This is a genomic window from Rhodococcus sp. EPR-147, from assembly GCF_001647185.1.
Lineage (GTDB): Bacteria > Actinomycetota > Actinomycetes > Mycobacteriales > Mycobacteriaceae > Rhodococcoides.
The window spans coordinates 1-12,653 of record NZ_LVCU01000352.1 but is presented as its reverse complement, the minus strand read 5'-3'; the positions used below and the strand labels follow the sequence as shown (position 1 = coordinate 12,653).

Sequence of the window (12,653 nt, the reverse complement as noted above, 5' to 3'; positions counted from 1 at the left end):
TATGCCGTCGAACGGGTGGGATTGAGAACCTCGACGATTCTCTCGAAGGGCATCTCGGTGTGATCGAACGCGTCGAGATCGTGTGCCTTGACCTGGTTCAGCAGATCGTCGAACGTCGCGGACTCGTCGACTCGGCTGCGCAGCACGAGCGTGTTGACGAACATACCCACGAGGTCGTCGAGCGCCGCGTCCCCGCGCCCGGCCACCGGAGTGGTGATCGCGATGTCGTCGGTGCCGCTCAAACGAGCCAGAACGACCGCGAACGCCGCGTGCAGCACCATGAACATGCTGACGTTCTGTTCCCGAGTGATGTCGACGAGCGTCCGATGGATGTCGGCATCGACCGTGAAGCGAACTCGGCCACCGTGGAAGTCCTGCGTGGTCGGCCTCGGTCGGTCCGTCGGCAACGGCAGCAGGTCGGGAAGACCCGCGAGCGCGGTGGACCAGTGCTCGAGCTGGGCCGCGGCCACGCTCGACGGGTCCTGCTCGTCTCCGAGCAGCGAACGCTGCCAGATCGTGTAGTCGGCGTACTGGACGGGCAGCGGCTGCCAGTTCGGTGCCTGACCTGCACTGCGCGCCGAGTACGCGAGCACGACGTCGCGAGCGAGCGGTGCCATCGACGCGCCGTCGGCGGCGATGTGGTGCACCACCATGGCGAGTACGAAGACAGGATCCTCGGACGCGTCGACGCCGGCATCGAGCACCTCGAACAGCTCGACGTGCACCGGGATGTCGGTGGTCACGTCGAATCCTCGACCGGCCAACAGAGCGACGCGATCGGCCAGAACAGCGGCATCGATCCGTTCGGATTCGACCGCAGGTGCGACCTCGGCAGCCGGGTGCACGAGCTGCACCGGGAATTCCGGACCGTCGGGGAAGGTCGTGCGCAGAGATTCGTGGCGTCCCAGAACATCGACCACCGCGGCAGCCAGAGCAGCGGTGTCGAGCCGCCCGGTCAGTTTGACGACCAGCGGCACGTTGTACGCGGCCGACGAGGTGTCGAACTGGTTGATGAACCACATCCGCTGCTGAGCGAGCGAGAGCGGAATGTTCTCTGGACGTGCCGCCGCTACGAGAGCCGGGCGCTGCGCCCGAGTGTCGGCAGTGCCGACTGCGCTCGCCAGTCCCGACACCGTCGGGGTCTCGAAGATCGTGCGTACACCGATGGAGGTACCGAACTCGGCGTTGACGCGAGCGATCACCCGCGTTGCGCTGAGCGAGTCACCACCGAGCTCGAAGAATCCGTCGTCTGCACCGACTCGATCCACCTCGAGGATCTCGGCGAAGACCGCCGCGACCGTCAGCTCGGCCGGCGTACTCGGCTCTCGGTACGAGGTGGCCGAGCCGAACTCCGGTACGGGCAGTGCGGCGCGATCGAGCTTGCCCACCGGAGTGAGCGGAATCGACTCGAGCACGACGATGGCGCTGGGCACCATGTGCGACGGCAGCGCGGCCGCAAGATGGTCACGCAGAACCGCTGTGTCGAAGGTGTCGACCGCGTGTGCCGGGTTGTCCCCCGTCAGGCGCACGTACGCCACGAGAACAGTGGCACCGGACGGCCCGGGAGTTCCGAAGGTGGCTGCGAAATTCACCGCGGGATGTGCCGAGAGCGCGGCGTCGATCTCGCCGAGTTCGATGCGGAAGCCGCGGACCTTGACCTGCGAGTCGCTGCGACCGACATATTCGATGGTCAGATCCGGCGACCAGCGCACCACATCTCCGGTGCGGTACATGCGGGCACCGGGAGCACCGAACGGGTCGGCAACGAATCGTTCGGCCGTCAGCCCCATCCGATCGTGGTAGCCGCGGGCCAGGCCGACGCCTGCGAGATAGAGCTCACCCGCGACCCCGACGGGAACCGGCTGCAGTCGCGAGTCGAGAACCACCTCGTACACACCCCGCACCGGCCCACCGATCGACACCGGCTCGCCGGCGACCATCGGTGCACTGATGTTGGACATGATCGTGGCCTCGGTCGGTCCGTACCCGTTGAACAGGTTTCGACCGGGAGCCCACTTGGTGACCAACTCGGACGGAACGGCCTCGCCGCCGACCACGACGTCGGCGAACGTGTCGAGACCGGCCGGATCGACCGAGGCGAGGGCGGACGGGGTGATGAAGCCGTGAGTGACCGATTCCTCGGCCAGCAACGACGCCAGCTCGGCTCCGCCGTACACCGTGGGTGGAACGATCACCATCGTGGCACCGACGCCGAACGCGAGCAGGTACTCGAGTACGGACGCGTCGAAGCTGGGTGACGAAACATGAAGCGTGCGTGAGTCCTTCGTGACTCGATAGCGCTCGCGCTGCTCGGTCGCGAAGTTGTCGAGGCCGGAGTGGGTGACCACGACCCCCTTCGGTACACCCGTCGAACCCGACGTGTAGATCGTGTACGCCGCACTCGACAGGGTGACGCGACCACGGCGTTCGTCGTCGGCGACGGGCTCGTCGCTCACCGCGTTCGGACCGTCGGTGGCGAGGTCGTCCAGGACGATCCACGGCACGGTCGACGGCAGGTCGTCGAGGTGAGTGCGGGTGGTGACACCGAAGGTTGCTCCGGAGTCGGCCAGCATGTGCTCGATGCGATCGGCCGGGTAGTTCGGATCGACCGGTACGAAGGCGGCACCGGACTTCGCGACGGCCCAGACGGTCAGCACCGACTCGATGGATCGTGCGATCCCGAGTGCGACGAACGTCTCGGTGCGGACACCGCGGCCGATCAGAATGCGAGCGAGCCGGTTCGACTGTCGATCCAGCTCTCGGTACGTCAACTCGCCGTCGACGCTGCGCACCGCGATGGCGTCCGGGTCGACGGCAGCTGCGTCTGAGAAGATCTCCGGTAGCAGCCGAGTCGATCGGCCTTCGAGGCCGAATACCGGAGCCAGAGAAGCGAATTCGGTATCGGCCAGCAATCGCAGCCGAGCCAGTGGCTGCTGCTCGTCGGCCAGCACTGCGTCGAGCACCCGCTCGACCCGATCGACGATGGCGTGCACGTCTTGGAGCTCGAAGAGTTCGGGCAGGTACTTGGCCTTGAGGTTCAGGCGCTCGTCGACCGAAGACACCAGTGTCAGCGGATAGTGCGCCGCGTCGGTGCCGAGGATGTCCGTCACCTGCATACCTGCGAAATCCGTTGCAGCAGAGGCTCCGGCGCGATCGACCGGGTAGGACTCGAACACCGTCAGCGTGTCGAATGCGACGCCGGCTCCGGCCGCGCGCTGGATGTCGGTCAGACCGAGGTAATGGTGATCGAGCAGCGCTGCCTGTTCGGCCTGCACACGATCGACCAGTGCGCCGAGTGTCTCGGCCCGATCGAGCGTGACCCGAACGGGAAGCGTGTTGATGAAGAGCCCGATCATGCCTTCGATGCCCGGAACCTCGGGCGGACGACCCGACACCGTGGCACCGAAGACGACGTCCTCGCGACCGGTCAGAGTGGCGAGCACGATGCCCCACGCAGTCTGAACGAGTGTGTTCAGAGTGGACCCGCGGCGCGCCGCGAAATCGCGCAGCGCCGCTGTGGTCTCGATCGACAACGACCGCTCGGTCTCGCTCGAGACAGTGGACAACTGACGACCCCGGTCACCGGTGACGAGCAGTGTCGGCTCCTCGACGCCGGCCATCGCGCTGACCCACTGCGCGGTGGAGATGGCGACGTCGCGTTGCCGCATCCACGCGAGGTAGTCCCGATACGCGGGAACTCGCGGCAGCATCGAATCGTCGGACTCGGTGACGTAGAGGGTGATCAGTTCCTTGACCACCAGCGGCGTCGACCAGCCGTCGAGCAGGATGTGGTGATTGGTCAGCAGCAGTCGCCAGTGATCGTCGGCGAGGGTGATCAGCGTGAACCGAAGCAGCGGTGCCGAGTCCATCTCGAATCGCACGCCGCGATCGGCCTCGAGTACGGCTTCCAGTGCTGCCTCGACATCGGCTTCACCGCGGAGATCGACCTCGGACCACGGCACCGTGACCGAACTCTGCACGATCTGCAGAGATTCGCCGGTGCTGTTGTGCACGAACGCTGCTCGCAAGTTCGGATGACGAGAGACTAGCTTGTTCACGGCGGAATGCATCCGCTCGGCATCGACGACGCCGCGCAGCTCCAGACCGAGCTGCACCATGTAGGCGTCGACTCCCGCGCTGTCGCTGCCGACCTCGCCTGCGAGACGGGCGTGGAAGAGCAGTCCGGCCTGCAGCGGCGACATCGACCACACGTCGTCGAGATCGGGGAACTTCTTCTCGAGCACCTCGATGGAACGCTGATCGATGTCCACCAGCTCGAGGTCGGACGGGGTGAAGCCGCCCGCGCCCTCGGTCGAGGCGTGCTCGGTGATCGCGGTCAGTGCCTGCGTCCACAGTTCGATCAACCGATCGACCTCGTCCGCATCCAGGATGCCGGCCGGGAACGCGAAGGTGGCGTCGAGCTGGGGCCCGTCGGGTGTCGAGGTGGTGACGGCGTTGATGTCCAGCGCGGCCGGTACCGGCATGTCCGGGTTCTGTGCGTCGCCCAGTTCGGCGTCGGCCACAGGAATCCAGCCCACGTCTTCCATGCCCTCGGACGATCCGGTCGAGAAGCGCCCGAGGTAGTTGAAGCTGACCTGCGGAGCGGCGTAACCGGACAGTGCCTCAGTCCCGTCGGAGTCCAGGTACCGCAGCATGCCGTAGCCGATTCCGTGATCGGGGATCTCGAGCAGCTGTTCCTTGACGGCCTTGATCAAGGCTCCGGCGGAGTCGCCACCGGACAACGCGTCGGCGATGTCCAGGGAGCCGAGGTCGAGTCGAACCGGGAAGATCGTGGTGAACCAGCCGACGGTTCTGCCGAGATCGGCTCCGGGCACCACGGCGTCTTCACGGCCATGGCCTTCGAGTGTGATCAACGCACTGCGGACAATGGCTCCCCGTTCGCGACGCCACGCCGTCAGTGCCAATGCCAGCCCGGCCAGGAGACCGTCGTTGACGCTGCCGCGGAAGGCATTCGGTACCGCTGTCAGCAGTCGTTCGGTCACCTGGACCGGGAGCGATGTGCGGATGCGCTGGACGGTCGCGTCGACATCGACGCGCTTGTCCAGTGGTCGCGAACCGATCGTCGGATCGTCGCCGTTCAGAATGCGCTGCCACAGGCCGATTTCGTCGGCGCGGCCCGCGGTGACCTCGGTCAAACCGGTGGACCACCGTCGCATCGATGTGCCGATCGGTGCCAGCGCAGGCGTGTCGCCCGCGACGATCTGGCTCCAGGCCGTCGCCAGATCCGGGACGAGGATGCGCCACGACACGCCGTCGATCACGAGGTGATGTGCGACGACGAGCAGTCGGCCGGACCCGTTCGGGGCCTGGAACCACACCATCTGCACCATGACCCCGTCGGCGGGGACCAGTCGATCTGCTGCAGCGTCGAGTTCCGTTGCGGCACGGGAGGAGAATTCAGGACCGTCCACGGAATCGACCGAGACCGCGTGGATCACCGACGCGGCGGACACAGTGCCGATCGGAGCTACTTCCTCGTGCCAGATTCCGTCCGTGTCCTGGAACAGTCGCGATCGCAGCATGTCGTGACGATCGAGCACGGCCTGCACGGTGCGCTCGAGCGTGACGCTCTCGATACCGACCGGGAGCTGAAGCAGTGCCGTCTGGGTGTAGCGCCCGAAGTCGGTGCTGCGCTCCAACATCCAACGCACGACCGGAGTGAGGGGCAGCGGGCCGACTCCCCCACCGTCGAGTTCTTCCAGTACGACGACGTCGCCTCCGAGGACCACGACCTCGGCCAATGCCGCGACGGTCTTGCGCTCGAAGATGTCGCGCGGAGCCAGGACCAGACCGGCCGCCTTGGCGCGTGAGACAAGCTGGATGGACATGATGCTGTCGCCGCCGAGCGCGAAGAACGAGTCGTCGACGCCGACGGTGTCGAGGCCGAGGACGTCGGCGAACAATCCGGCGAGAATGGACTCGACTTCGGTTGCCGGCAAACGGCTCTCGGTGACATTGGCGGAGAAGTCCGGAGCCGGCAAAGCCCGGCGGTCGAGCTTTCCGTTGGCGGTGAGCGGCAGCTCGTCCAGCACGATCAAAGCGGCCGGAACCATGTACGACGTCAGTGAGTGTCCGACGAATTCGAGAACGGCGGAGTGGTCGAGTGTTCGGCCCGCCTCGGCGACGACGTATCCGATCAGTCGATCACCGAATCCGTCGTCTCGAACCGAGACCACGGACGCCGCGACGCCGTCGAACGCCAACAGCGCGCTTTCGATCTCGCCGAGTTCGATACGGAAGCCGTGCAGCTGCACCTGCATGTCGCTGCGGCCCAGGTACTCGAGCGCGCCGTCACGATTCCACCGTGCGGTGTCACCGGTGCGGTACATCCGGGCACCGGCGTCTCCGGCCGGATCTGCCACGAAACGGGTGGCCGACAGGCCGGCCCGGCCCAGGTATCCGCGAGAGAGCTGTGCCCCGGAGACGTACATTTCACCGGTGACGCCGGGTGGTACCGGATTGAGACGCGTGTCGAGAACGGCGACGCGCAGTGCGGGGATGGCCTGACCGATGACGCTGGCCGAGGCCGATGCCGCGAACTGCTCGGTCAAGGCCAGGTGGCTCACGTGGACTGTCGTCTCGGTGATGCCGTACATGTTGACCAGAGTCGGGGCGGACTCGTCGTGCCGGGCGTACCAGCGAGCCAACTGCCCGAGATCGAGTGCCTCGCCGCCGAAGATCACGTAGCGCAGCGAGAGATCGGAGTCCGTGATGCCGGCGAGGTTTCCGGTGGCCACACGATCGGCTTCCGCGAACTGGTAGAACGCCGTCGGTGTCTGGTTGAGCACCGTGACCCGCTCGCGAACGAGCAACTCGCGGAACAGCTCCGGAGAGCGTGCCGTGTAGTAGTCGACGACCACGAGTGTTCCACCGTGCAGCAGCGGTCCCCACAGCTCCCACACCGAGAAGTCGAACGCGTACGAGTGGAACATCGTCCAGACGTCACGATCGTCGAAGTCGAAGAGATCAGCGGTGTTCGCGAACAGCGTCGCCACGTTGCGGTGCGCGATCTGCACGCCCTTGGGGCGACCGGTGCTGCCCGAGGTGTAGATCACGTACGCGATGGAATCGGCGCTGGTGCCACCCGAACGGTCCGCGTCGGTCAGCGGGGCACCCGACATGCCGGCCAGCTCCGCGATCAGCTCGGGCGAATCGATCTCGAGGACATCGAGATCCGAGGCGGGCACCGCCGCACTGTCGGCAACAGTGGAGATCACGCAGACGGGCGAGGCGTCTTCGAGCATGAACGCCAGCCGGTCCGCTGGGTAGGACACGTCGATCGGAAGGTAGCCGCCACCGGACTTGATCACCGCGAGCAGCGCGACGATCAGCTCCTCGTTGCGAGGCATCGCGACCGCTACCAGCGATTCCGACGTCACACCGCGCTGTACGAGAAGCCGTGCGAGTCGGCTGGAGCGGTCGTCGAGCTCGGCGTAGGTCAGCGTGTGATCTCCGAAGACGACGGCGCGCGAATCGGGGAATCGCGCGGCGGCAGCAGCGAATCGATCGGCCAGCGTCGCATCGGATGCCACCCGGCCAGCGTGGTTCCAGTCATGCGTCATGGCGTCGAGCTCGCCCGGCAGGAGCACATCGATATCGCCGACTGCGCGCTCGGGATCGCTCGTCACGGAGGCGAGCACGGCACCGAATCGTGCCGAGAACTCCTCGACGGACGATGCCTCGAACAAGTCGGTCGCGTAGGTGATCGCGGCGGTCATCCCGGCCGGTGCACCGGCCTCGTCGAACTCCTCGGCGACGGTCAGTTGCAGGTCGAACTTCGCGATGTGAGCATCGATGTCGACGGCCTCGACCGTGAGGTCCGGCAGTTCGAGCGTCGCGGACGTGTTGTTCTGGAACTCGAGAAGCACCTGGAACAACGGCGAGCGGTCGGTCGAACGAGCGGGGTCGAGAACGTCGACCAACCGCTCGAACGGCACATCGGTGTTCTCGAACGCCGCGAGATCGGCTGTACGCGTGGCCCGAAGCAGATCGGTGAACGAAAGCTGCGGTGCCACCTCCGTGCGCAGAACCAGGGTGCCGACGAACATGCCGACCAGATCGTCGAGTGCAGCGTCACCTCGTCCGGCGATCGGCGTTCCGACAGCGATGTCCTCGGTGCCGCTGATGCGCGCCATCAGGATCGACCACGCCGCGTGGACGGCCATGAAGACGGTTGCCTCGTTGGCACGTGCGAGGTCGACCAGTCCGGCATGAGTGGTGCGGTCGATCTCGAACCGAACACTGTTGCCGCGCATGGACTGTCGAGCGGGCCGCGGGTGATCGAGCGGTAGCGGCAGAACATCGGGAAGATCCGCCAGGGCGGTCTTCCAGAAGTCCAACTGCTGCGCGGCGAGGGACGCGGGATCGGACTCGTCGCCGAGGACGGTGCGTTGCCAGAGTGCGAAGTCCGCGTACTGAACGTCGAGCGGTGTCCACTTCGGAGCGCCGGCAGCCGCGCGAGAGCCGTAGGCGACCATGACATCTCGCGCCAGGGGTGCCATGGATGCGCCGTCGGCAGCAATGTGATGCACGACGATCGAGAGCACGAACTCGTCCGGTGCGATCCGGTACAGGACCGCGCGGAACGGTAGATCGGTCGAGACATCGAATCCTGTTGCGGCAGCGGCCGAGATGGCCGCAACGACCTCGGTGGCGTCCAGCTCGACGACGGCGAGTTCGGTTCTCGCCGCCTGCACGTCGAGGATCTTCTGCTCAGGACGATCCCCGCGGGTGGGGAACACCGTGCGCAGCGACTCGTGACGTTCCAGAACGTCCCCGACGGCCGCGCTCATCGCGGCGATGTCGAGTCGACCCGTCAGTCTCACCGCAAGCGGGATGTTGTACGCCGCCGAGGTCACGTCGAACTGGTTGATGAACCACATTCGTTGCTGCGCAAGCGACAACGGAATCGAATCCGGGCGCGGCTTCGCCACGAGTGCGGGACGGCGAAGGGTACCGACCGGGTTGCTGAGCACTCGCACCGCGAGTGACTCGACGGTGGGAGCCTCGAACAATGCGCGGACGCTGACCGTGGTGCCGAGGGCGGAGTTGACGCGCGCAGTGAGTCTGGTGGCACTGAGCGAGTCGCCACCCAGATCGAAGAAGCTCGAATCGATTCCGACGCCGTCGATCCCCAGTACCTCGCCGAAGATATCGGCGATGACCTGCTCGGTGTCGTTCCGCGGTGCACGCGAGTCGCCCCCGAGATGGAGATCGGGTGCAGGCAGGGCATTGCGGTCCAACTTGCCTGCCGGTGTCAGCGGAATCGACTCCAGTGCGACGAAGGCCGTCGGGATCATGTGGGTCGGTAGCGAACTCGAGACATGAGTGCGCAGAGCTGCTGCATCGACCTGCTCGCCGGACCTCGGGAGGACGTAGGCAACCAGAATGGTGTTGCCCGTCGGACCGTCGACACCCACGGTGGTGGCGAACTCGACCATCGGATGGTCGGTCAGGACGGCGTCGATCTCGCCCAGTTCGATGCGGAAGCCGCGCACCTTGACCTGGAAATCGCTGCGTCCGACGTACTCGAGCGTTCCCGACTCGGTCCACCGCACCACGTCGCCGGTGCGGTACATCCTGGCGCCGCTCTCGCCGAAGGGATTCGCGACGAAACGGTCTGCGGTCAGACCGAATCGGCAATGGTAGCCACGAGCCAGTGCCGGGCCGGCGAGATAGAGCTCACCCACGACCCCGACCGGAACGGGATGCAGTCGTGCGTCGAGGACCACCTCGCTGAAACCGATTGTCGGAGAACCGATGTCGATGGCGGAGTCGACGTCGAGTCGATCACTGATGGACGAGAAGATCGTCGCCTCGGTGGGACCGTACGCGTTGAACATCCGACGGCCCGGTGCCCAGCGAGCCACGAGCTCGGGCGGACACACGTCGCCACCGGTGGCCACCACGGCCAACTCGGTCAGGCCGTCCGGATCCACCGATGCCAGCGCGGCGGGCGTGACGAACGCGTGCGTGACGTGCTGTGCTGCGAGCAGTTCGGCCAACTCGGTGCCGCCGTAGACGGAGGTCGGCGCGATGACCATGGTCGCGGCACCGGAGAACACCATCAGCAGTTCCAGGATGGAGGCATCGAAGCTCGGGGACGCGAACGCGAGAACCCGAGCGCCCGGGGTCACCTCGAAACGAGTCCGCTCCTCTTCTGCCAGATTGGCCAGCCCGCGGTGGGTGACGGTGACGCCCTTGGGAACACCCGTCGAGCCCGAGGTGTAGATCAGGTAGGCGAGCTGATCGATGTGCATCGGGCGAATTCGGTCGCTGTCGCGAACCGGGGCGGTCGAGTGACCGGCGAGTTCGGTGCGCGTGGCGTCGTGGTCGAGCACGGTCCACCGAGCAGAGCCGAGACCGGAGACAGCGGCCTCGTGCTCCGACAGGGTCAGACCGATCGACGCGTTCGAGTCGACGAGCATGTGTTCGACGCGATCGCGCGGGTAGCTCGGATCGATCGGCAGGAACGCCGCCCCGGTCTTGGCGACTGCCCAGATACCGAGTACGGATTCGACGGACCGTGGCAGAGCCAGTGCAACGACAGTTTCCGGGCCGGCACCGCGAGCGATCAAAGTTCTTGCGAGAGCAGACGATTGCGCGTCCAGTTCGGCATAGTCCACGGTGCGGCCGTCGCTCCACAGAGCGGTGCCCTGCGGGTCGACTGCGGCAGCGTCGGTGAAGATATCGGGAAGCAGTCGAGTATCCGACGACGCCGGTCCACGAACCGGTGCCAGCTGGCGCAATTCGTCCTCGGACAGCAACGAGAGCGATCCGACGCGTCGACCGTTGTCGGTTGCGATGGCCTCGAGAACACGCACGATTCTGTCGACCGTCGCCGCAACGACGCTGTGCTCGAACAACTCCGGCAGGTACTTCGCCTCGATGTGCAGCCGGTCGTCGACCATGGCAACCAAGGTCAGAGGATACTGCGCCGTGTCGCTTCCGTCGTGTACGTCGTGCACCCGCATTCCGGCGAGGTCGGTTTCCGCCGACAACCCCGCGCGGTCCATCGGGTACGACTCGAACACCGTCAGGGTGTCGAAGGAGACGGCCGGTCCGACTGCTCGCTGAATGTCGGTGAGGCCGAGGTAGTGGTGATCGAGTAGCGCGGCCTGTTCGGACTGCACCCGTTCGAGGTACTCGCCGAGTGTCTCCGACGGATCGAGCACGATCCGGACCGGCAGAGTGTTGATGAACAACCCGACCATCGACTCGATGTCGGAGACCTCCGGCGGGCGTCCGGACACGGTGGCACCGAACACGACGTCGGAGCGTCCGGTCAGAGTGCCGAGAACCAGCGCCCAGGACGCCTGGACCATGGAGTTGATCGTCACGCCACGGGCGCGAGCGACGCTGCGCAAGCGGTTCGTCTGCTCCACATCGAGTGAGACCAACGAGCGGCCCGCCAACGTCGATTCCTGGCGTCGGCTCTCGACCGGCGTCAACAGCGTCGGCTCGGACAAACCGGCGAGAGCGCTCGTCCACGCTTCGAGAGCCGACGAGCGATCACGCTTGGCCAGCCACGACAGGTAGTCGCGGTAGGCCGGAACTCGTGGGAGCACGGTCTCGTCACCGTCGACTACGTAGAGCGTCAGCAGGTCCTTGAGCAACAGCGGCGTGGACCAGCCGTCGAGCAGGATGTGGTGGTTGGTCATCACCAGGCGCCACTCGCCCGGTGCCACGGTGATGAGCATGAAGCGCAACAGAGGTGCCTGTGCCATGTTGAATCGAGTGGCACGGTCCTCGTGTTCGATGCGATCGAGCTCGAGGGCTCGATCCTCCGGATCCAGTGCGGTCAGGTCGATCGACGACCAGGGGGCATCCACGTCGTGGTGGACGATCTGAATCGACTCGCCGTCGCTGTTGTGCACGAAAGCGGTCCGCATGTTCGCGTGTCGACGCAGCAGCCCCCGAGCAGCACGCCGGAACCGCGCCTCGTCGACGCTTCCGCGCAACTCCAGCACCAGTTGGACGATGTAGGCGTCGACGGACTGATCCGACAGCTCGGCGTGAAAGAGCAATCCGGCCTGCAGCGGCGTCATGGACCAGATGTCGTCCAGCGTGGGATAGACCCGTTCGAGGTCGTCGATGGAACTCTGATCGAGCCGCACCAGATCGAGGTCGGAGGGTGTGAAGCCACCGGCCACCGGTCGCTGGGCCAGCTGCGTCAGCGCGGTGAGGGCCTGACGCCACAGCTCCGCCAGCTCGGTGACCTCGTCCGCGTCGAGCACGCCGGTGGGGAAAGCGAACGTCGCCTCGAGCCGCGGGCCGGTCGGCGTCGCGGTGGTGACGGCATTGATGTCGAGAACGGCTGCGACCGGCAGATCCTCGTCCTGCGAATCGCCGACACCGGAGTCGTCGACCGGCAGCCACCCGTGTCCGCGAAGCTCGTCGGGAACGTCGGTGCTGTAGCGCCCGAGATAGTTGAAACTGATCTGGGGAGCCGGGAAGTCACGCAGTGCAGCGGCACCGTCCTCGTCCAGGTAGCGGAGCATGCCGTAGCCGATACCGTGGTCCGGAACGGCCAGCAGCTGCTCCTTGACCGACTTGATCAGCCGCGCTGCGTCGACGCCGCCTGCGAGTGCGTCGTCCAGATCCAGATCGGCGAGGGTCAGCCTGAGCGGGTA

At 66.0% G+C, this 12,653-nt stretch carries 1 protein-coding gene; it reads right to left on the bottom strand.

The features are described 5' to 3' along the window. Positions 1–12,653, bottom strand: a 12,653-nt coding sequence (locus A2J02_RS16110) for a non-ribosomal peptide synthetase (RefSeq protein ID WP_156516243.1), incomplete at both ends; no start/stop codon positions are given.